The organism is Bradyrhizobium sp. Kon37 (assembly GCF_055807535.1).
Genome location: NZ_JBVVOY010000021.1, coordinates 26,703 through 48,151, shown reverse-complemented (window position 1 = coordinate 48,151; position 21,449 = coordinate 26,703). Strand labels below are relative to the sequence as shown.

Below are 21,449 nucleotides of genomic sequence, written 5' to 3'. Positions count from 1 at the left end.
GTGCGCGATATGAAACTTTCAAACGATTTTAGCATCGAAATTGCATAGTAGCTCATAAATTATTGCGTCGCGACAGCTTTTAAATCGTCAGCCTTAATGATGATCTTTGGTCGTTTGTTTAGGCAATTTCGTTCAAGACTGGCAATCGATAGGAAGCTTTCCGATGGTTGAGCTATAAGGCGGCCGAGGTAGGCTAGAGAACGGCAGGATGTACGAGTCATTTTACCAGCTGCGCGAGAAGCCCTTCTCGATTCTGCCCGATCCGGATCTGATCTATTGGGGCAAGATGCACTCGATGGCGTTCACGATGCTGGAGTTTGGCATCATGAACAACGCCGGGTTTACCGTCATCACCGGCGAGATCGGCTCCGGCAAGACAACCCTTGTTCGACATCTGCTCAAGAAGCTCAGCCCAACGCTGACCCTGGGGTTGATCTCGACGTCGCCGCAAGGACGCGAGGAGCTTCTGCAGTGGATCCTGATGGCGTTAGGGCAGCCGTTCGACGGAAATTATCCTCATCTTTTCAAGAACTTGCAAGACTTTCTCCATGGCCAATTTGCAACCGGTCGGCGAACGGTCCTGATCATTGACGAAGCGCAAAATCTTGAGCCGGAAGCGCTGGAGCATCTGAGGATGCTTTCCAATATCAATGCGGACAAGTTCCAGGTCCTGCAACTTATTCTTGTAGGACAGCCCCAATTGCGGGATTTGCTCCTGTTGCCGAAGCTGCACCAATTCGCCCAGCGGATTTCGTCCGATTTCCACTTGCGACCGCTGGACGCCCGCGAGGTTGCCAACTACATCGCCTTTCGCCTTCAGGCCGTCGGCGCCCCTCGCCCGCTATTTACCCAGGAGGCCTGCGCATTGATCGGAGACGCCAGCGGCGGAATTCCCCGAATGATCAATGTCCTGTGCGACACCGCTCTGGTGTACGGGTTCGCCAATGACCAAAAGGTCGTGAGCGATCAATTGGTTCGGGACGTTATTGCAGACAAGCAACAGTACAGCATTTTTCCCGTGAAGCAGCTCTCCCGGGTTCCTTAAGTAGCTGAAATCCATTAGTTTCCCGATGTTGCCGGCTCCGGCAGGGTCTTCGCTTGAGTTCTTCAGCAAAGATTAGGGTTAATACTTTAACTTCGCACATCTGAGCCTTCGCGAAGAGGAAAAAAGCATGCGGACGATTTTGCTGGCAGTGTTCATGGCAATCTTTGCCACTTCCGCCTTTTCCCAGACGCTGAAGCCGGGAGACACCCTCTCGATCACCGTGCTGCAGGATCCGAAGCTCGACCGGACTGTGGTCGTTGACCCCCTCGGAGAGATCGCCTTTCCGCTGGCCGGCCATATCCGGGCCCGCGGCCTCACCCCCCTTGCGCTCGAAAACGTGCTCAGAGCGAAGCTGAAGCCAAACTACAAAGATGACGCCCTGGACGTGACAGTCGCATTGGCCAACGCGCCTAAGGATATTCCGGAAGAGGACCTCAAGCCCAAGATCTTCATCACAGGCGAGGTTTTGCGGCCAGGCCCTTACGTCATCAGGCAGCCCACGAGACTGATGCAGGCCATCTCCCTTGCCGGCGGATTGGGCCCCTACGCTTCGAAGAAGCGGATACAGGTGCGCCGGCGCGCCCCGGGTGGCGACGAGACAATCTTCGTATTCAACTACAGGGCTTATGAGGCCGGCGAAGATCTCGAAGGTAACGTTGCGTTGCGAGCCGGCGACGTCATCATGGTGCCAGAACGAGGGTTCTTCGACTAGACAAGCTAAAGTGCACCCGGGGCGGGCCTAACTGTGAAGAGGATTGCGATCGCGGTCTCGATGTCGCTCGGGCTTACACCGGGGACCGCTTTTGCATGGGATTGGTCGCTCCGAACCTCCGAAAGCCAGACTGTCGAACTCAACAGCAACCAATTTTTGAGATCCTATCCGGCCGGTTCGCTCGGTTCTTACTCCACAATAACGGGCACTGCTGAGGGTCTGACACCGGCATCCAAGCTCGTCCTCGACGGCGATGGCTCCTACAGGAAATGGTGGGGTCCAGGCGCTGACGGAATACCAGAGGGTCTCACCTATGGGGCGAAAGCACACTATGAACAATTCGGGAAGAATAGATCCGACCGGGAATATGTCGAGGCTGTCTGGAGGCAGCAGAGCACGTCGCTAGCGCTCTTGAATGACCTCGGCATCGTCGCGCCGGTCAGTGGCTCCCTCGATCGATTCACCGCAACCGGCGGCATCGATCGTTCTTTCAACGCGCGAGACACCGCCAGCTTGTTCGCGTCATCAACTCGCACCTACTACGAGCCCTCGAGCGGAGGCACTGCATTCACCGACACGCTCGCGCGGGGGTCTTGGCGGCACGGTATCGGCTCCACTACGGGCGTCAGCCTGTCGTCGGAAGCAGAGTTGCTCGCCTATGACAATGCATTCAGCACGCAGATAAGCATCTTCCGCAATCAGGTCGGCATCGACACCGCCCTGTCGTCGCTGTTGTCGTTCAGGGGCAACATCGGCGCAGCCTATCTGGTGACCGATCGCGGCGTCTCAACGTCTGCAATCGGCGGACTGAATTCGAATCTTCCAATCGGAAGTACGGCACTCGACTGGATCGGCGATGCCATATTGACCTACAAGTTCATGAAGAGCGCGACGCTGTCGGTAATTGCTAGCCAGTCCGTTGGACCAAGCATCGTGGGGTCGCTGATTAAGCGTGATGTTGTCACTGCCAGCTTGAACTATTTGATCAATAGCCGTGAGAACCTGACCATCTCGGCAACCGGCAACCGGCAAATTGCCGGAGCAACAACCGACTACGCCTCAGTTGCCGCAACCTATGGCTACACTCCGATGCGCGATGTATCGTTGCAATTCACCTACCGGTATCAGCACCGGTTCGCAAGCACCGGCACAACGATCTTCGACCCGCTGACCGGCACCCCCACAGTGTCCGGAACGGGCCCGGCCGATTCACACAGTCTGATGTTCGTTGCCACGCACAATTTCCTCGTACTCCCGCACGGAAACTAAAGGGTCGTCTTCAACGCATCCTGGATGCTCTTCTTGAGCTCGGTCCCATCCGACTCGAGTTTGGCGGCGGTCTCCAGTGCTTCTTTGGCTTTCAGAGCCTGGCCATCCGCGGCATAGGCTAGACCAAGGTGATAGTGCACGGCAGAGAGGGTCGGCGACTTCGCCGCTGCTGGCTCGAGGATCGCGATCGCCGACTTGATGTCACCAAGCTTGAAGCGTGCCCATCCAACCGTATCCTGGAACTGAGGTACGTTCGATGCTTTCAGCCTTTCCGCCAGAGCAGCAGCTCGCTCCAGACCTTCCTTATCGGACCGGGTATCGAGGAGCAGACTGGCAAGATTGTTGATCACGATCAGATACTGCGCCTGCGGCTGGTCCTTCAGAATCGACTCGTACTGCGAAATCGCTCCGGCATTGTCATTCTTCAAGATCTGCAGGCTCGCGGATGACATCCGCAGAGCCATGTTTTGCGGATTCTCCTGCAATCCACCTTGCAAGACCGTTCCGGCGGCATCGTAATTTTTGATACGGATGTAGTAATCCGACAGAGCGCTATAGCCGGACGCGTCCTTTGGCTTCCGCTTGATCGCTTCCTGGAAACTGGTGATTGCTTCCTGGTCTTTCTTTTGTGCCAGTCTCGTCTGGCCAAGAATGACCCAAAGCTCTGCGTTGTCAGGAAAGCGCTTGTTCATTTCCTGCAAGACGGTCGCCGCATCGGCAGCACGGTCGGCTCGGATATAGGAAGATGCCAGCGCAACCGCCGGCTGGATCGCATCTGGCGCGGCCTTGTGGGCGTCTTCAAGCGCGGCAATGCTCTCGCCGATTCGCTGTTGGCCAGCAAATGCTGCGGCCTTGATCTGGTCAGAAACGACACGACCGTCCTTGTTGGCAGAAATCGTCTGCGCAATCGCGAGGGCACCTTCCCAGTTCTGTCGACTGAGCTTGACCTGTGCGAGCGACGAAAGCGCCTGCAGGTTGCCCGGGTATCGAGCAATAACCTCCGTCAAGATGTCCTCAGCTCGCGCGGCATCGCTCCGGCGCTGCAGGAAGGCAACGTATCTTAGGGCGACCTCGATATTGGTGTTCGAGTTCTTCAGGGCTTCCGCGTATTGACGGTCCGCTAGCTCAGGCTTTCCGCCTTGCTCATACGCCAGCGCAAGGGCAATCAGCAATTCGGGCGATTTTGGCTGGTCTGCAAGCGCTTCGCGCAGATCCGCAATGGCACTGTCCGTCTGTCCCTTGTCGAGGCTGTAAGCCGCGCGCAGGCGAAGCGCGCCGGAATTGCGGCGGTCCTTCGTGAGAATTTCCGAGATCAAGGGCTCTGCCGCGGCCTTGTCGCCCTTAGCGGTCAACATCTCGGCAAGCCTGACCTGTGCCTTCAGTTTCTGGTCGGCGTTACCCGTCTCTGACACCAGCTTCTGCAAATCGGAGATCGCATCACCTTGGCGGTTCCCGATAAAATTGAGCTCGGCCAAAGCAAATCTGTAGTCGAATATATCGCCGCCGGCGTTGATCCGAGACTCCAGTTCGGCCCGTGCCGCGTCCGCGCCTTTGAACGTGTTCAAGAAGCGAACAAGGTCAAGCTCCAGCTTGCTATCCGTCGGACTGGATGCGACGCGTGCCCGCAATTCCTTCTCGGCATCATCGAATTTCCGCTCGGCCGTAAGAATCTGGATCAGCTGAAGGCGAGTTGAGGTTTCTTGCGGATGGTCAGCTACCAGCTGGCGCACCAGCTTTTCCGCTTCCGCAAGATCGCCCTTCCTGAGGAGAATGTCGATCCGCAAGCGTGTGGCGCGCAATCGGTCAGCGTCCTGAGCCTGTGACGGAACCGCATCAAGCATCTTGATCGCGGCGCCGCTATCGCCGTCAGCGAGCTTCTTGGAGGCGAGCAAGGTTACGGCATCAATGTTGGTGGGATCGATATCGTAGGCGCGTTGGGCCTCACGGACGGCTCCGGCAGAATCGTTCATCCTGACGAGGGCCAAAGCCCTTACCGCGTGTAGCCCGGCATTCGGCTTATCACCTTCGTTGGCAGCATCTAAAATCTTGATTGCCGGCTCTGCACCTCCACCGGCTACCATGATCCTCGCGAGTTTCACTCTCGCGTCGGTGTCTTTCGGATCGAGTTCGACAATCCTTCGCAGATCGAGAAACAACGAGTTCGCCTTCGTACGCTCATCAATCCCGGCCAGGGCCTTCCAGACCTCAACCTTGTCGCTTTTGTATTTCACGGCCTTGAGAAGCTCGAGCCTTGCGCCGAGGTCATCTTTCTTGGAGATCAGGGCCATGCCGCTGTCATAGTACTCCTGGGCACGCTGCTCAGGAGAACCACAGCCAGCGAGCAGGACGGCTATCAATCCAAACCCAAAGGGCTTCCAGACCGTCATCCGGACAAAGGTTGATTTCGAATCAAGGACAGCTCTCATCTTTGATATCCAAATTGTTGCCTGCGGTCGAACCGGGAAAGGTCTACTTCGTCCATTACCTATCGGACAGCAGGAATTCAAACCTGTTTAGCCTGAAAATTCGCCGCAGGCGCGGAGAAACGCCGGTAATGACCAACGATAGATCGCGCCGCACTAGTTGCTTCTTGGCTTCGATCAACACGCCAAAAAAGCGGCCATCCGTATAGTCAACAGTACTGAGGTCAAAGATAATCGGCTTGTTGTCCTCGATAGCTTGCTGAATGTAGGGAAGCAGAGCTTCCACTTCATCGGCGGTGGCCGAACCTGAAAGCTCTAGCGTCACTGCCCCATCTTGATCGCGCCGATGGACCGCGAATTTGGTCCGTTGACGAGTAAGCCTGGCAGCAATCGAGAGGGGCAGGACGCCGTTGAAGAGAATCTGAATTAGCGCTTTGCCGTCCGCCCAATACCTGCGCCAAAGGTAGGGCTCTTCCTTGATACGCCAAAGCCACTCGAACCCAGTGCTTCGAAGTAGCGGAGGCGCCCGTTGGATCGCCCCCGCTTCGAAATTGATCGTCGCACCGAACTGCGCGCGGATCGGAACGGTCAACCGGTGATGGTTAAGCATGAGCCAAGCTTGCGCCTTTTCGGCGCTAAGAAAAACGGCGAGCAGGTCTGCCCCGCTTTCATTGATCTGGGCAATGATGTTCGGCGAACTCAGCTCTTCGACAGATCCGAACCCCGGATTTAACACCCCCACGCAGTCCAGCCCGCATCGCTCGGCGTTCAGCTTCTCTCCAACTCTTTCAACAAGGTCTGCAGTCCCGCCAAGCAAGAAAACGCGCAGTCGGGTGCCTGTCCTCGCCTTCAGGCGGCCAAAAAGGTCGGAACCCGCCACCCTTTCGCGGATAGGCACGCGGAGAAGTTTAGCGATCCAGATCAGAGGCATCCCATCCGCAAGGCACAGATCGCTCATTAGAATGCTCGAGCGAAAGGAGGCGTTACTGTGACTCTTGATCAGGAAATTGACATTGGGCGTTGAAATCAAAAATGGCTCACGTTTCGCCGCCGCCTCATCCATCGTGGCGATGAGTGTCCTCAAGTCTATTGCATCGACGGGTAGGCCTAGCAAGCCGTACACGTTGCGCGCGCCGTCGCTCTTGAAATCAATCGTTTTGGCCGACCCCATGTGCTCGCCGCCAGCAGAAGGGCTAAGTGAGCTGAGGCGCGCCGTCCCTGAGGTATTCAAGACCAAAATTCTCGCGAACTGAACTCGTTCTCGACCTACGGTCAAAATAAGCACAACCGAATGCGTCCTTGCATAGCATGCGAATATCGACGGCGGGAAGCGCATTTAAATAAAGGTGATTAATATGGGCCAAGGCATGTTCCCTCCGTGCGGCCTAAAGACTCAAAGAAACAAGATAGCCGCTGTTTCAGCGAGGGAACTCTCCGACATTCCGTCGAAGCCCCTTAGACATTCTGGCGCGGCGTGCAACCCAAACGCTACTGCAGCGCTGAAGGCGCTTCTACGCCACCAGGCGTTGGCGATTAGCCCCTCGAATTTAACCTAGTTTTCACGTTTTCCGGCGAGCAATTTTAATAGAACTAGCAATCTTGTGCAGAGACAAATAGGATGAACGGGGTACCCTTGCAGGCCGACCATAATTTCAAATGGAAATAAAGCGAGCCTCCGTTGAAGCTGCTAGTTGTCATCGCCAATTATAAGGTCACTCATCTAACGGTCGATTGCCTCAGATCTCTGTCGGCAGAGATAGATCAGCTACCATCGACACATGTCGCCGTTTGCGAGAATGGGTCAGGCGGCGATGCCGTCCAACGACTACAGCAGGCAATCCGGGATAATGGTTGGGGAGGCTGGTGCTCGCTGACAGCCGTCAATCCCAACCTTGGCTTCACAGGCGGAAATAATGTCATACTTCAACCTGCCCTTCAGTCCACCGACCCACCGGATTATATACTGCTGCTCAACGCCGATACCATCGTCCGACCCGGTGCCCTGAAAAAGCTCATCGACTTCATGGAGCGCGACCCGCACATTGGCATCGCCGCGAGTCGCCTAGAAGATCCTGACGGCACGCCGCAACGATCAGCGTTTCGCTTTCCCTCTCCAATCAGTGAGTTTGAGGGTAATCTCAAGCTGGGGATAGTGAGCCGATTACTTCAAAGATGGGTCGTAGCCCCCCCCGTCGTAGATCATCCTATCGAGACTGACTGGGCGGCAGGCGCGAGCATGATCGTGCGCACAGATGTATTTCGCAGCATTGGCCTCCTAGACGAGGGATATTATACATATTTTGAAGATGTTGACCTTTGCTTCAACGCACGAAAGGCCGGGTGGTCGATCTGGTACGTTCCAGAGAGCCGGGTGGTGCATCTGGTGGGACAATCGACCGGCGTCACTGTCAAAGTCCCCAAGCGCCAGCCATCTTATTCCTTCGAGGCACGTAGGCGCTATTTCTTGAAGAATCACGGTCCACTTTACGCCGCTATGGCGGACGCGGGATTGATCCTGGGCATGACGCTATGGAAGCTTCGTGTGGCGCTCACCGGGCGATCGGACAACATGGCTCCTTGCCTCCTTAGCGATTCTATCAAACACAGTGTATTTTCGACTGGTTTCAAGCTCAAGAACGTGCCTAACCCAGCGCTCGCGTCGGGGTTTGCCCGCGTTCAGGTAGACACTTTGCAATGAGGGCACCAGACTCTTGCGTTGGGACGGCCACCCAAAGAGATACCACTGATTTACCGTATAGAATGGAATGCCGCTCGGACGCCTGTCCGTCGGGTCGCGAGCATGCTGCCAGAGGGCTCGGAACATAGCGCGGCGTAGTTACGATGGCAGACGAAGACACGGTGACGGGCGTTCACAATGTTCGAGAATATAAAAGCCGATTTCGAAGCCCACGGTCGTGACTGCGGTGCGCAAGGCTTTTGGGTCATGATTGTCTACCGCTTCGGACGCTGGCGCTATGGTGTACGCCCAGCACCGCTCCGCAAGGCGCTCTCGTTGCTCTACAAGATCCTCTACAAGCTGATGCAGATCATCACCGGCGTCGAGCTTCCGTGTGAGGCCGTCGTCGGTCGAAATTTTGTCATTGACCATTTTGGCGGCATCATCATCAGTGGGTATGCTCGCTTTGGCGACAATTGTCGGATACGCAATGGAGTGACCGTCGGTTTGCGTCGCGTCGAGGAGCCGATCGCCCCGGTGATCGGCGACAACGTCGACATTGGCGCGGGGGCGAAACTTCTTGGACCGATTAAGGTGGGCGACAATGTGGTGATCGGCGCCAACGCGGTCGTGCTGCAAGATGTCCCGGCCAATTCGATCGCAGTCGGTGTACCAGCGATTGTGAAATCGCGACAACCCGCCGCAGCAGAGACTGAGCAACGGTGAGCGAGGCAAAGGTTTCACCGCCCTACGGCGTTGTTGCAATCGGACGCAACGAAGGCGAACGCCTGAAAGGCTGCCTGCGCCCCGCCAGCGGTGCAGCGCGCGTCGTCTATGTCGATTCCGGATCGACCGACGGCTCGATCGCATGGGCCCGCAGCCACGGCGCCGAGGTGGTCGTGCTCGATATGAGCCGCGGCTTTACCGCGGCTCGCGCGCGCAATGCGGGATTTCGCAGGCTCATGGAGCTCGAGCCGAACCTGCCATTCGTCCAGTTCGTCGACGGCGATTGCGAACTCGGACAAGCCTGGCCGCAGCAGGCGCTCGAATTTCTCGAACAGCACCCCCATGCCTGTGCCGTCTTCGGCCGCCGCCGCGAGCGCTATCCGGAACGTTCGATCTACAATCGCATCTGCGACGCCGAATGGAACGTGCCGTGCGGCCCGGCGCGCGCCTGCGGCGGCGACGTGATGATGCGGACAAACGCCCTGCTGGGCGTCGGAGGCTATCGCGACGATTTCATTGCCGGCGAAGAGCCCGAACTTTGCGTCCGGCTACGCCGGGCCGGATGGGCAATCTGGCGGATCGATGCGGAGATGACGCTCCATGACGCGGCGATCACACGGTTCAGCCAGTGGTGGAGCAGAAACGTGCGCAGCGGCTATGCTTTCGCTTTGTGCAGCCACGTGCATGGCACCCCGCCCGAGCGGCTTTGGGTGTGGGAATCCCGGCGGGCTTGGCTCTGGGGCGCCGGGCTTCCCCTGGCGGCCGCCGCGGGCATCGCGATCGTGGGCCTGCCGGGGCTGACCCTGCTGCTGATCTATCCGCTCCAGGTGCTGCGCCGGATCCTGCGCCAGCCGGGTACCTGGCCCGACCGGGTGAAGTTCGCGTTGCTGGAGCTGCTGGGGCGATTTGCGGAGACGACCGGAATGGTCCGCTTTGTCTTGGATCGGTTGCTAGGGCGCGGGCCCACCATCATCGAGTACAAGTGAGGAATGCCAATCTTGGGAAACAGCAGCGCACAATTGCGGCCAATCCGGCTGTTCGCGGCATTCGCGCCGGGCGATCAGGTCCGCGCTCATCGCGAGGCCATGGCGCGTGGCACTGCATCGACCACCAGCCTGGCGTTTTCGGAACAGCTGTTCAACTACTGCAAGGCCGCCGGATACCCCATTCTGGCGATCTCGTCCCATCCGCGCGTCGACAGCATTGAGGACGGAGTTATCGTTGCCGAGAACCGGCGGAAGCAGCCCGGCGACGTCCAGCGGTCGGGACTTGCCTTCCACCTGCTCCAGCTCAAATGGGCCTGCTATCTCGCCTACCGCGCCTCGCGCTTCGGCGCCGACGTTGCCTTCATCGATTCCGGAACAAGCCACTACTTCGCGCTGACGCTGTTTCGCCTCGTCGGCATTCGCGTCGTTCCGAACCTGCACAATGTGCTTTGGCCGCAGGGCTTTCCTCCGACCTCGCTGTCCGGCCGCGTCGTCCGAAAGCTGAACCAGCAGTTCTTCCGCCGCATCGCCGCCGGCGCCATCGGGGTATCGCCGGAATGCGAGAGGCAGGTGCTGTCCGAGGCCCGGGATGCGATCCCCTTCTTCCAGTATCGCTGCCAGTTCAACCGCGACGGATTCAATCCGACGCAAGGCTATCGTGACGGACCGTTCCATCTTATGTTTGCCGGACGGGTCGAGGCCGACAAGGGCGTGTTCGACCTCGTCGCGATATCGGATATCCTCAAGACGCGGTGCACCGTCCCCGTCGTGATCCACGTCTGCGGCGACGGCGGCGCGCTGCCCGCCTTGCGCGAGCTGGTGCGAGAGAAGCAACTGGACGAGGCCATCTTCCTGCACGGTCATCTCCCGCGGGAGCGCCTTCTGGAGCTCTACCATTCCTGCCACGCCGTCATCGTCCCGACCACCAGCACGTTCCCCGAAGGTATGCCGCAGGTCTGCGCCGAGGCGGTGATCGCCGGCCTGCCGATCGTGGCCAGCAAGGTCACCAATGCGCTCGACGTGCTGGGGCCGGCCATCGCCGAAGCGGAAACCAACAACCCGGCGAGCTACGCCGAGCAGATCCGCCGCCTCGCCTCCGAGCCTGTGTTCTACGGCCGGCTCCGCTCAGCCACGACGGCTCTCTCAGCACAGTTCTTCGACCGGACGCAAAGCTATCCGGCCGCCGTCGCGCGAATGCTGTCGGAGCTGTTTCCTGCCCACGGCGAGACGAGCGATTGGGGCCGCATCTACGGCGACCCGCCGGACGGCGGGGCGCCGAGCGAGCCACCGCGAACCGCGAACTGACGGCCTCGCAACCGTCCCAGCAAAATCGCGAAAACAACCCCATGCAAAGTAGCCGTCAATGGCGGTGAACGGTGTATGCCACGGTGTCGTTGGCCACGTCGGGCAAAACAGCCACTTGCGCCGCGCTGCTCGCGTCCCTCCCCGGAGGCGGCAAGCCGCAGGTCGCAGGTCATCGCTCGACCGGTTTACCTTGGACCGCGGTCGACGGACAGAAACATTGACGTTTCTCCGCCAATCGAACTAGACAGTCGGCATGGGACCTCGCTCCTAGACCAGTTTTAACCATTTTCCATAGGACCTCGTCGTGTCCATGGCGCGTGGAAGCGAAAGCGCTCGATGAAACCGAGATACTCCTTTCTTTTTTGCGCTGAATCCGGCGTCTTGGAAGGCCAGACTGTGCTGGCCGTCGAGTCCCTGCGGCGCTTCGGCGGAAGCATGGCCGAGGCCCCCGTCCTCGTCGTGACGCCGCGTATGGGCCCGTCCCTGGACCGGAGCACGCTGCGCAAGCTGGACGAACTCGGCGCCATCTATGTGCGACGAAACCTGCGAAACCGGCGCGACTGGTTTGTCTACATGAACAAGGGGCTGGCGGCCCAACTCGCGGACGAACTGGCGGAAACCGAGCAGGTGATCTGGCTCGACTCGGACGTGCTGGTGGTCTCGGAGCCTGAACAACTGTTGTTGCAGCCGGACGAGGATTTTGCCTGCGCAGCAATCAGCAGAAATGTCGGATCAACCGGGCCAGGGGACCCACACGAGCCGTACTGGCAGGCTTTGGCGGACACCTATGGCGTTCCGATAGACAGTCTGCCTTGGGCGATCGGTCAAAAGGATCAACTAAGGGTGCGGCTCAGATTACATTCCGGAGTTTATTCTTTCCGAAGAACACTCGGGCTCGGCCGGCAATTCGTCCGAGATCTGGAAATTATGTTGGACAGCCACATTGCGTACACGCCCCGCCTGCCACAGCCGGGTGATGACGTCGCGCTGGCCTTCTCCGTGGTGCAACTGAAGCTGAGATGGCGCAATCTCTCACACTATTGCAATTTTCACATGACGCCTTCGTCATCGAGTTACCAAAGGGGCCAGGCACACGAAGCGAAGGTGATCCACTATCACCATACTCTCAACTCGCAGGATGGCTCGTCCTGGTTCCTTAGCGAGTTTGAGCACTTCAGGCCAGACGTAGCCGACTGGCTCAGGACGCGACTGCCCCTGGCATTCCGACAGGGTGGCATGCGGCGCAGGATACAAAGACGACTGCTCCGATCAATCCGGAGCATGCGACAACAGACGCACGTGTCAAAATGCCGTTTTTTAGTCAATGAGTAGCAGCGAGGAAGCTAATATCGACAGTCATGCGCCTCTCCGTAGACGCGTTATCCGTGCGAGCATTTGGAGCCTCGGAGGGTTTGGCATAAGCCAAGCCATCCGATTTGGTGGAAATCTCGTCATGACGAGGCTTCTTGCGCCTGAGATGTACGGAATTACTGCCGTCGCGACCGTGATTATGGCAACTCTTGCAGTGCTCAGCGATCTCGGCCTGAGCAAGAGTGTCATCCAAAGCAAACGAGGCGTTGACCCAACTTTCCTCAACACAGTCTGGACAATCCAGATCCTCAGAGGAGGTCAACTCGCTTTCACCGGACTTGCCATCGGGGGGGGGCTTGCGATTGCCCAGCAGCACGCGTGGACACCGATTGACAGTGTTTATGCCGACCATCGCCTGCCATATGTGATCGCGATCGTCTCGCTATCGGCGATTGTTTCAGCAATGACGTCGACCAAGATCTTCGAGGCAAACAGACGCCTGCATATTCAAAGAATTGTTCTGATCGAAATCGCGGCGCAAATTGTTGGTCTTACAACAATGTTGGCTTGGGTCATGGTCGATCGCTCTATTTGGGCCCTTGTGATCGGCGGAATCGCATCCGCCGCTGCCTCGGCAGTGCTGAGCCATACGGCGCTGCCTGGACACCATAACCGGATTAAATGGGAGACAGCCGCAGCCCGAGAAGTGCTCCAATTCGGCAAATGGATTTTGGCAAGTTCAGTCTTAGGAGCGCTAGTCGCAAATTCAGACCGTCTTCTCTTGGCCGGCATGGTCGATCCACCGACGCTCGGAATATATGCAATTGCCTTCAATATGTTCCTCGTGACTGAGCAACTTCTCATGAGGGTCGTCGTTGGGGTCGGATATCCTGCAATCAGCGAAGTTATTCGAAATAGACCTTCCAACCTCCAGGCGGCCTACTACAAACTCCATTTTGTCATCGCGCTTCTGACGTATTCCAGCTTCGGATTCTTGAGCGAGTTCGCGCCGCGCCTGATCGCCATACTATATGACGCGCGATATGCCGACGCTGGTTGGATGCTGCAGATCCTTTGTGTGGGTCTCCTATTGATTCCCTCGCAACTGGCTCTACAAACCTTTATCGCTCTCAATAGACCAGAACTAAATACCGCCATTAATCTGCTGCGCCTTGTAACATTACTATGCGCGATGCCAATCGGCTTCGCAGTGGCAGGGCTTTCAGGTGCGCTCGTGGGTCTCGTGATCAGCAGTCTCATCTGCATCTTTGCAATAAGTATTTTGAGCAAGAGGCTACGTTTTCTAGATTGGCGGCGAGAGCTCGTCGCCTGCCCCGCGATAGCCGTCGGCTTTTTGGCGGGTAAGCTAATTCTATTGTTTTGGGAATGACCATGATCAAAAAGCCAAAGCAGTTAGAGCAGTTCACTCATACAGAGACACTCGACCGATGACAAATACGACTATCGTGACATGTGTCGAGGCCGGCCCAATTGAAGCCCAAGTGCTAATGCTCGCCGAGTCTCTCAGAACCTTCGGCGGCGCGGCAGCGAACGCCAATTTCATCGCCGTTAAACCCCGTCGAGGGCCTAGAATAAGCTCGGCAACTCTGAAGGAATTCAGACGCCTCCAGGTCGAATTCATCGACGAACGACTGAACGTCGAACTGGACTGGTGGAACAACGCCAACAAGAGCTGCGTGATGTCAAAGCTCGAAACCCGGGTGTCGACGCCCAACATCACTTGGATGGATGGCGACATGGTGGTGCTTCAGTCCCTCGACGAGCTATCTCCGACCGAGGGCACTCAATTTATAGCCCGTGCAGGCGAAGGATATCTGGGGTCGGACGGCACGGACAAGAATGCTCCCTATTGGCGTAAACTGTGTGAACTAATCGGAATTGACTTCGATCGCTTTCCTGAAATCAACTCATTTCCCGAAGGGCGCCGCATTCGCGCCTATTGGCAAACCGGAATCTATACTTATGCCACCGCCACGCGGCTCGGCGAGGCGCACTACGACACGATCAAGAAGTTACTTTCAAGCAGCATCGGATCGCGCGAAGCTGGAATTTACCATCAGGATCAAGTTTCGATTTCGCTGGCGGTTCAGAAACTGGCGCTTAGACATTCGGAGTACGACGCGCGATTGAACTTCAACGTCAATACGCTAGCCAAGGAAAATGCAGATCTCATACCCATGTCGGAGGTGAGGGTTCTGCATTATCACAACGCGTTCTATCGTGAAGGTCTCGACTGGGCTAAGCTCTATACCCGCCAGCTTCCTCAGGACCGCCGAGAACTGATCGAAAAATACGTACCCCTCACCGCGAGCGCGTCGTACCCGGCAAGAATTCACAGGGCTTTGCTCAGGTGGGCCCGAAAGAAACGAGTCGATGAGTTCAAGAAGCGCGCGGTGCTCCACTGACCCATTAGAGCAGCGTTGAGGAATTTCCCATGTCATTCTTTCGACGATTGCAGAACAATCTTGACGACGTACGCCGATATGGACCGCAATTCCTGAAGCGACATTTGCCACGAATTACGGGGGCAGAGACAGCAGTCATTCGCGCTGGACCTCAAGCAATCCATGTCAGGGCCGGCGAATCCGACACGGCCGCCGTCCGCGGCGTCTTCAGCACGCGGCAGTACGAACTCCTGCTACCGGAGCTCAAGAAACGAGTGAACGATCGGTATGAGTCGATCCTCTCATCGGGCCGTATCCCGGTCATTGTGGATGCAGGAGCCAATATCGGCGCCGCCTCGCTTTGGTTCAAGGCAAACTACCCCCGATCTGCCGTCGTCGCGGTCGAGCCTGAACCGGGCAATTTTGGCGTTCTTTCGAGAAATGCGGCTCTGGCTCAATCGATATTTCCCATTCAAGCTGCAATCGGGTCCGAGCCCGGCTTCGTTACGATCCAGGCAGGAGATCTGGGCTGGGCCACGCGCGTCGAGCGCGCGTCAACAGGGCTTCCTATCGTCACCATGCGGCAGGCTTTTGCTAGCGTCCCCAACGGAGCCCCGTTCATTGCCAAGGTAGATATCGAGGGGTTTGAGCAGGAATTGTTCTCAAAGAACACCGAGTGGCTGGCGGATCTCGCTATGGTTCACATCGAGCCACACGACTGGATGCTGCCTGGCAAAGGCACCAGTCTGTCGTTTCAAAAGGCCATGGCGAATTACGATTTCGAGCTCTTTCTTGGAGGTGAGGTCCTGACATATGTGCGACATAGCAGCTTTGTCTGACGGGTTCCGCCGCCATCGAAGTTGGCCGATTTTAAATGGATATTCTCGTTATGAAGCTTGTTATCAATCTGCCGGAGCGAAACGACCGCAGGAAGGAAATACAAAAGGAGCTTTCTAGAATTGGCTGGGAGGCAATCTTCTTGCCTGCCGTGAAACCGCCGAACGCGGGCACGTTCCCTTCCATTGGCGCACGCGGCTGTTTCCTAAGCCACCTCGAAGCGCTGGAAAGAGCACAGAGATTGAACGCTCCTGAACTCTTCCTGCTCGAGGATGACCTGAATTTCGACCTCAACTTCGCGGCACGATGGCCGTCGATTAAGTCCGAGCTCGATCAGAAGGAATGGTCGATGTTCTACCCGGCCCCAGTAAAGCCGACGCCAGATGGCCTCGTTGAGGCCGAGCCAACGACGCCAATTCCGTGCACCCATTTTGTACTGGTGAATGGCAGCGCCATTCCCACCCTAGTGGATCGACTGCATGCGATTCTGGCCAATCGGCCAATGCATGTCGATGGAGCCTACAACACGATACGGGCCGAGCTTCCCTCGGTTCGCACATTTTTCCATTGGCCTCCTCTGGGCTATCAGCGATCATCTCGTTCAGACATAACGCCCGGAAGATTTGACCGTCATCGCTTCAGCTCAAACATGTTGACCTTGGCGCGTCGCGTTAAGAACAAACTACGCAGACCCTGATCCTCTATGCAGACCGATAACGCTACGGGACGAATCTACGAGTTCGCATCGTTCTCAGATCTAGTACAACGTAGCAATAGCTATGCGAAAAAGCCTTCTTAGGCTATCTGTACCAAAACATTGGACCTGGAAGACGCTATGCAAGTGGTAAATCGCATTAGAGCCCTTAAACGAAGAGTCTTCAAATCAATTGACGGCCCGAGAGCGCTCAGGGCTGAATACAAGCGATTTCATGGCCTTGAGCTTCCAGCGACCCCCGAAACTTTCACGCAGAAGCTTTTCGCCAGAATGATCGACGTGCATCGGAAAGGAAACCCAGAATTCACCAGACTTAGTGACAAGTATTTGGCTCGAGACTTCATCCGAGAGAGAATCGGAGAAGACTATCTCGTCGACCTTCTGTGGCATGGAGGTGATCCCGACGCCGTACCGTTTGATGACTTTCCGGATGTTTGCATAGCTAAATCGAACCATGGCTCGGCCATGACGATGGTTCTTCGAAAACCGGTCGACCGTGAGAGAGCGGTCACCCTTTTTAAGAAGTGGCTAGCGACGAACTACTATTGGCAGACGCGCGAGTTTCAGTACTTCTCAATCGAGCCGCGCTTGCTGGTCGAGAGCTTCCTCCATGATGGACACAAGGACGGCCCGTTAGACTACAGATTTTGGTGTTTCCATGGAAATCCGGAGGTCATTCAGGTCGACAATAATGATCACAGCATAAATCCATTCTACGCGAAGGATTGGAGCCCGCTTGATCTTTCGTATCGTCGCAACTTCAATCCCCGCACGGTAGATCGGCCCGAGAATTTCGACGAGATGATATCGGTAGCGAAGAAGCTCTCGCGCGACTTCGACTTCGTCCGCGTAGATCTTTACAACGTACGAGGCAAGATCTACGCGGGCGAGCTTACATTCACACCTGTTATTGGGCAGCTCGATTTCAAGCCCAAATCCTGGGATCTGGAATTGGGCAAGAAATGGTGAGCTTCACTCCAGCGGACCGCCTACCGACCCGCGGAGAAGGTCTTGATTGCATCATAGCTCTTCCAGGGCACCGTATTTAGACCAACCCCGTTATAGACGCCCCATTGACCGCTAGCAGGTCCAAGTGAGTACCAGGCAGGCATAAGGGACTTCGAGTAAGACCGGAATTGCTTCAGATGATCATATACGAGGCGAGAGAAGCGCAAATCATTCTTGTATGCCGTTATCAGCTTAGCAAACGCCGCGCTGCACGCCGTCGCATCTCCACCTTGGCAGGTCGTGTACCCCCCAGCGGTAGCTAAGGCCGCGAGACGGGACGCAGACGGCGGAACAGCTTGATAGCCGCCCTCATAGTTGATGATGTACTTGCCATATGTCGCTGCAAGAGCGTTGTAGTTTTCGTAAGTACCTCCAGGCTTAGCGTAGCTTGCCAGCGTGAGGCCACCGAGTGCTCCATTTCGATATCCGCAGTTCGGATAAGTTACGGTTGGCGTGCCACGCACATCACAATCCACAAAGTCCAGAGCGGCCGCCATGCGAACTGGATTGCCACTGGCATAGTCGTCAGCCGCCTTCAATGCATCGGCAATTCCGTTCTGGTAGCTGTCAGCGATGTAGGTAATCTGTGCCCCGTTGTAGTAGGGCGCATAGGCAAACGCATCTACGCAGTCGACAGGCCTGCCACTCGTCGTGTTCGTGGCGGAGCACGCACCCGCAGTGTCGTACCGCACGACGATCGAGCAGCCGCTCTTGTTGCAGTAGTTGTTTGAGCTATCCAGCGTCAAATGCTGACCTTGAGCGATCAACTGTCCCGGCGCTTCAAAAATCGCCCATGACATGACCCGAACCAGTGTCGACATCGACCTCGGCGCCCAATTGTCTGTAACGATACCCATTGCTATCCGATGATTTAGCGCGAACTCATCCTTGAAGTTGCCGCCGCCATCAGGGAATCTTCGAGCCGTGCCCAATCCTTGCGCCAACGCAAAAGGCGACGCTGATGGATTAAATATCTCATTGCTCCATTCGAAATACGCCGTAAGCGAAGGCGAAAGATTCTCGCGAACGTAAGCAGCGTACGAAGCTATCGACGCCTTGGTAAACATCAATGGGAATTGATACCAGCAGTTCATCATGAGCTTGTTGCATAGCGCCGTGATGATTTGCACAGGCACGCGCGTGGTCATCCCGCCAGACCGATAGAACCACTTGTTGAGCTTGGCGCTGTAGACAAACGTGGCGAGTTGGTTACTGGCGATGGCCCCTACCCTCAACGGGGCACCTGACAAGTCGACGATAGTGACGGCCGGCCCACCGCCGACACTCAACGTCGGAGTGGTACTGGTATTCGCATTTGTAATGAGATTCTGGTAAACTTGGCCGTCCACATAGGTTTTGGTCGAACTCAAAGTGGCGATGCCTTGATAAGTATTGACTCCACTTATCGGAGAAGATGCCACTCCGGACCCCGGAGCGCCCGGAAACACGGTAGGCTCCCATCGGGCCGCACCATAGCTGAACGAACTCGGTCGAGACAGATAGTCCCATTGAGACACATTGTTGTTCGTGGCGACTTCGTTCCAATCGAGGAAGCGGAGTGTTTTGACGCCCAGATCGGTCAGCTTCGCGAGCAACATGCCTGCCGATGCTGGCCTAAAGATTTCGCCGGCGTCGAACAGCACTTTCTCATCCGAGCGCACCATATAGAGGTTACTTGGATTGCTATACGCGCCGCTGTTCGGAAATTGAACGGTCAAGCTCGATGCCGCTGAAGCAAATACGATCCGGGTGCTACAATTGGCCCCGGCAAGCGTTATAGTCCCGCTCGCTTGCGATACGACGCAACGCTTGTCTCCATTCACAATGATTGCACCGGAAGGTCCAATCAAAGTGACCCTTAGGCTCCCGGACCACCCCACGGTCCATTCCGGGTTATCGACTTTGGGCATCGCCGGTATGGTGCAGGTGATTGTGCTTGCCGGAGTAGACGTGGGATAGCCATCAGCATTTAGAATTGCAGGAAACGCATAACCCGCACTGGAAGTGTAACCTCCGCAGTTTTTGAAGTTATTGAGAAACGCACCCTCGCCGCCCGTGATTGATGAAAGATTCATTACCATCGGTCGGGAAGGGGTCGCCGCTGTAGCACCTGCTGCCGGGGCTAGCAAGGGTGCAGGTGCCGCAAAACACGGAGCCGGAATAGTGGCTAAGAGTGCAGCGCAAAGAAACTTTCGCGAGGGCAGCTTCATTTTTCGGATCTCAATCCACTAGAGAGGAGCGACATTCAGCGCCGGCACAGCTGCCCAAGATCACGGGCAGCCGAGTAAGCGTTGAGCGAACAAGCAACACTGCAGGAAAACTTACCCCTCCCGAATTGATTTCGAGTTGATCCGGAAGGTGCGAGTTCCATTCACTCCTTATGGCTCTGTTCACCAACAGCTGGATCTCATCAAAGCGGCGACTCAAGAAAGGTAGAACTATCCGGTCACTCCTTGTCCAGCCGTCCCAGCCATCGACTGTTTTATTAAGGGTGGGTTGGCGCGCCTTCCCACTCGCGAGGTTCTTAGCGCCTCAGTCCGCCCCAGCAGTGCACCGGCGAACAACCAACTTGTCGGATTGATCGTCGCATTGGGAAGCAGGTCCACGAGCCCAACAGCAACGATGAGCGCTAGCACCGCAAGAAATACCTGATCACGAGCTGAGCTTGCTTGCCGGATCGCACGAATGGCCCGAAACACCGTCAGCGCCAGCAATCCGAATTCGGCAAGGAATCCGAACAGACCGAAGCTTCCCATCGTGATGACCCAGTGGCCGTCCGAGAGAGTGACGTCCTTTCCGGTCTCGTCATAGATCCGCCCTCGCCCAAACCTGCCCCAGCCGAACCAGGGCCGCTCCGAGGCGCGATCCAGCAGCGCTTTCTCCTGGTCAAATCGAATTTTCAGCGAAGCCTCGCGCTCAACGCTGACGGCGCCGGCGACATCGAGCAGGAACTGGGTGGGAAGCAGATCGGTGGCGCGCAACATCGGATAGGCCAGCGCGAGGGAGACCAGTACGGCGGCAATCTTCACCTGCGTGCGCGGCGTCAGGAACAGGATGACAGGGGTCAGCACCATCGCATAAACGAAGGAGCCGAGCGACTTGCACAGCAGCAGCGTCAGGCCGAGCCATCCGGTGACCAACGCGGGGGCAGCCGGCACTACCCGCACGCGGCAACGCCACAGCGCCGCGGAGGCCAGGATTGTGATCATGGCAAAGAAAGCGACCTTCAGCCCATGGCCGAGGAAGACCACAGGCCGAAACCCGCCGTCGCGAATCTGCTGCTCGAAGGAATGCGGGAAGTAGCCATAGATCCAGGCGTGAAGCTGCGGGCTAAGCCGGACCTCAAGCAGCATGGGCAGGGTATAGACCAGCCCCGCCAGCGTAAGGGCACCAAGGATCATTCGATGGTCTTCGAGACCGACGAGATAGCGGCGGCCGAGGAGAAACGGCAGCAGTAGGATCAGTTGGGCCACGCTCGCCGAAAGAGCCTCGTAATGGCCGACACCAGGAATGACGAAAGACCCGTAGCGGCCTCCGACTTGCAATGCATCCCCATTGAACTCGGAGGTGATGAAGGGACCAATGAGAAGCGCAGCCAGCAGGAGTTCAGGAAGGCCGATCCTCGTCGCGATCCGACGAGGCCGCCTGCCCGCAATGACGAGACATCCCACTACCGATATCGTTGCCGGAATCGAGTGTTTGTCGAAGGCCGGCACGCCCGGGAACTTGATCTCGGTGCCGACCGGCAGCAGCAGGTATCCGCCCAGGATGGTCCAGATCAGCGCCTGGTTGAGCGGCCGCGTCGCGAACAGGACAATCGCGACGAGCGGCCACAGCGCCAGCGCGGCGTAGGCAAAATAGTTAGGGGTGATTATCAAGGCGGCGACATGCTCCCGTGCGTCTCCAGTCTAGCCCGCAACGGCCGCTCACGATAGGCGAGACCGGCTCTTCCGGAACGCCGCCGGCGCCGCTCGCGCGACAACCTTAACGCGCCAACAGAGGGGCTGGCAGAGCCAAATTGCGGCGACAG

17 protein-coding genes are annotated in these 21,449 nt (G+C 57.0%); 13 read left to right on the top strand and 4 right to left on the bottom strand.

Annotation, left to right across the window (positions count from 1 at the left end):
* Positions 1 to 208: 208 nt before the first annotated feature.
* The 3 genes from AC0L3J_RS29185 to AC0L3J_RS29175 all read left to right on the top strand — a co-directional run bounded on the left by AC0L3J_RS29185 (position 209) and on the right by AC0L3J_RS29175 (position 3,026).
* Entirely contained in the window at positions 209 to 1,045 is an 837-nt protein-coding gene (locus tag AC0L3J_RS29185; protein ID WP_027516220.1) for an ExeA family protein, read from the top strand.
* 127 nt (positions 1,046 to 1,172) lie between these two features.
* A complete protein-coding gene (locus tag AC0L3J_RS29180; RefSeq protein WP_063993606.1) occupies positions 1,173 to 1,757 on the top strand; it encodes a polysaccharide biosynthesis/export family protein in 585 nt (194 codons plus the stop codon).
* A gap of 411 nt (positions 1,758 to 2,168) precedes the next feature.
* The gene (locus AC0L3J_RS29175) at positions 2,169 to 3,026 is read left to right on the top strand and encodes a hypothetical protein (RefSeq protein ID WP_473349303.1); all 858 of its coding nucleotides are present in this window, start codon (positions 2,169 to 2,171) and stop codon (positions 3,024 to 3,026) included.
* On the opposite strand, the gene AC0L3J_RS29170 is transcribed toward AC0L3J_RS29175, so the two are convergent.
* Together AC0L3J_RS29170 and AC0L3J_RS29165 are read right to left on the bottom strand one after the other, a co-directional pair.
* On the bottom strand, positions 3,023 to 5,452 hold the full coding sequence (locus tag AC0L3J_RS29170) for a tetratricopeptide repeat protein (RefSeq protein WP_473349302.1): 2,430 nt from the start codon (positions 5,450 to 5,452) through the stop codon (positions 3,023 to 3,025). The genes AC0L3J_RS29175 and AC0L3J_RS29170 overlap by 4 nt on opposite strands.
* Before the next feature lie 55 nt (positions 5,453 to 5,507).
* Positions 5,508 to 6,620 (bottom strand): WecB/TagA/CpsF family glycosyltransferase, encoded by a 1,113-nt coding sequence (locus AC0L3J_RS29165; RefSeq protein WP_473349301.1) that lies wholly within the window; start codon positions 6,618 to 6,620, stop codon positions 5,508 to 5,510.
* 507 nt (positions 6,621 to 7,127) lie between these two features.
* Here AC0L3J_RS29165 and AC0L3J_RS29160 point away from each other — a divergent pair.
* The 10 genes from AC0L3J_RS29160 to AC0L3J_RS29115 all read left to right on the top strand — a co-directional run bounded on the left by AC0L3J_RS29160 (position 7,128) and on the right by AC0L3J_RS29115 (position 17,380).
* A complete protein-coding gene (locus tag AC0L3J_RS29160) occupies positions 7,128 to 8,147 on the top strand; it encodes a glycosyltransferase family 2 protein (protein WP_473349300.1) in 1,020 nt (339 codons plus the stop codon).
* Positions 8,148 to 8,324: 177 nt separating this feature from the next.
* The gene (locus AC0L3J_RS29155) at positions 8,325 to 8,852 is read left to right on the top strand and encodes a serine O-acetyltransferase (RefSeq protein ID WP_473349299.1); all 528 of its coding nucleotides are present in this window, start codon (positions 8,325 to 8,327) and stop codon (positions 8,850 to 8,852) included.
* On the top strand, positions 8,849 to 9,838 hold the full coding sequence (locus AC0L3J_RS29150) for a glycosyltransferase (protein ID WP_473349298.1): 990 nt from the start codon (positions 8,849 to 8,851) through the stop codon (positions 9,836 to 9,838). Before AC0L3J_RS29155 ends, AC0L3J_RS29150 begins: the two co-directional genes overlap by 4 nt.
* 12 nt (positions 9,839 to 9,850) lie before the next feature.
* A complete protein-coding gene (locus tag AC0L3J_RS29145; RefSeq protein ID WP_473349297.1) occupies positions 9,851 to 11,143 on the top strand; it encodes a glycosyltransferase family 4 protein in 1,293 nt (430 codons plus the stop codon).
* Positions 11,144 to 11,479: 336 nt separating this feature from the next.
* Complete coding sequence (locus AC0L3J_RS29140) at positions 11,480 to 12,475, top strand: hypothetical protein (protein ID WP_473349296.1); 996 nt, start codon at positions 11,480 to 11,482, stop codon at positions 12,473 to 12,475.
* On the top strand, positions 12,468 to 13,844 hold the full coding sequence (locus tag AC0L3J_RS29135; protein WP_473349295.1) for an oligosaccharide flippase family protein: 1,377 nt from the start codon (positions 12,468 to 12,470) through the stop codon (positions 13,842 to 13,844). Before AC0L3J_RS29140 ends, AC0L3J_RS29135 begins: the two co-directional genes overlap by 8 nt.
* Positions 13,845 to 13,902: 58 nt before the next feature.
* Positions 13,903 to 14,880 (top strand): hypothetical protein, encoded by a 978-nt coding sequence (locus tag AC0L3J_RS29130; RefSeq protein WP_473349294.1) that lies wholly within the window; start codon positions 13,903 to 13,905, stop codon positions 14,878 to 14,880.
* A gap of 29 nt (positions 14,881 to 14,909) precedes the next feature.
* Positions 14,910 to 15,698: an FkbM family methyltransferase gene (locus tag AC0L3J_RS29125; RefSeq protein ID WP_473349293.1), complete on the top strand. Its 789-nt coding sequence runs from the start codon at positions 14,910 to 14,912 to the stop codon at positions 15,696 to 15,698.
* A gap of 35 nt (positions 15,699 to 15,733) precedes the next feature.
* Positions 15,734 to 16,393: a glycosyltransferase family 25 protein gene (locus AC0L3J_RS29120; protein ID WP_473349292.1), complete on the top strand. Its 660-nt coding sequence runs from the start codon at positions 15,734 to 15,736 to the stop codon at positions 16,391 to 16,393.
* 138 nt (positions 16,394 to 16,531) lie between these two features.
* On the top strand, positions 16,532 to 17,380 hold the full coding sequence (locus tag AC0L3J_RS29115; protein WP_473349291.1) for an ATP-grasp fold amidoligase family protein: 849 nt from the start codon (positions 16,532 to 16,534) through the stop codon (positions 17,378 to 17,380).
* A 20-nt stretch (positions 17,381 to 17,400) separates the two neighbouring features.
* Here the strand turns inward: AC0L3J_RS29115 and AC0L3J_RS29110 are convergent, their stop codons facing one another.
* Together AC0L3J_RS29110 and AC0L3J_RS29105 are read right to left on the bottom strand one after the other, a co-directional pair.
* Positions 17,401 to 19,494, bottom strand: a complete 2,094-nt coding sequence (locus tag AC0L3J_RS29110) for a hypothetical protein (RefSeq protein ID WP_473349290.1) — start codon at positions 19,492 to 19,494, stop codon at positions 17,401 to 17,403.
* Between the two features lie 363 nt (positions 19,495 to 19,857).
* On the bottom strand, positions 19,858 to 21,297 hold the full coding sequence (locus AC0L3J_RS29105) for an O-antigen ligase family protein (protein WP_473349289.1): 1,440 nt from the start codon (positions 21,295 to 21,297) through the stop codon (positions 19,858 to 19,860).
* Between the last annotated feature and the right edge of the window lie 152 nt (positions 21,298 to 21,449).

Excerpts from the sequence above, each read along its gene's own strand:
- AC0L3J_RS29130 (WP_473349294.1), top strand. The coding sequence starts at position 13,903 with ATGACAAATACGACTATCGTGACATGTGTCGAGGCCGGCCCAATTGAA.
- AC0L3J_RS29180 (WP_063993606.1), top strand. The coding sequence starts at position 1,173 with ATGCGGACGATTTTGCTGGCAGTGTTCATGGCAATCTTTGCCACTTCC.
- AC0L3J_RS29110 (WP_473349290.1), bottom strand. The coding sequence starts at position 19,494 with ATGAATCTTTCATCAATCACGGGCGGCGAGGGTGCGTTTCTCAATAAC.
- AC0L3J_RS29165 (WP_473349301.1), bottom strand. The coding sequence starts at position 6,620 with ATGGGGTCGGCCAAAACGATTGATTTCAAGAGCGACGGCGCGCGCAAC.
- AC0L3J_RS29155 (WP_473349299.1), top strand. The coding sequence starts at position 8,325 with ATGTTCGAGAATATAAAAGCCGATTTCGAAGCCCACGGTCGTGACTGC.
- AC0L3J_RS29135 (WP_473349295.1), top strand. The coding sequence starts at position 12,468 with ATGAGTAGCAGCGAGGAAGCTAATATCGACAGTCATGCGCCTCTCCGT.
- AC0L3J_RS29125 (WP_473349293.1), top strand. The coding sequence starts at position 14,910 with ATGTCATTCTTTCGACGATTGCAGAACAATCTTGACGACGTACGCCGA.
- AC0L3J_RS29170 (WP_473349302.1), bottom strand. The coding sequence starts at position 5,452 with ATGAGAGCTGTCCTTGATTCGAAATCAACCTTTGTCCGGATGACGGTC.
- AC0L3J_RS29115 (WP_473349291.1), top strand. The coding sequence starts at position 16,532 with ATGCAAGTGGTAAATCGCATTAGAGCCCTTAAACGAAGAGTCTTCAAA.
- AC0L3J_RS29185 (WP_027516220.1), top strand. The coding sequence starts at position 209 with ATGTACGAGTCATTTTACCAGCTGCGCGAGAAGCCCTTCTCGATTCTG.
- AC0L3J_RS29120 (WP_473349292.1), top strand. The coding sequence starts at position 15,734 with ATGGATATTCTCGTTATGAAGCTTGTTATCAATCTGCCGGAGCGAAAC.
- AC0L3J_RS29140 (WP_473349296.1), top strand. The coding sequence starts at position 11,480 with ATGAAACCGAGATACTCCTTTCTTTTTTGCGCTGAATCCGGCGTCTTG.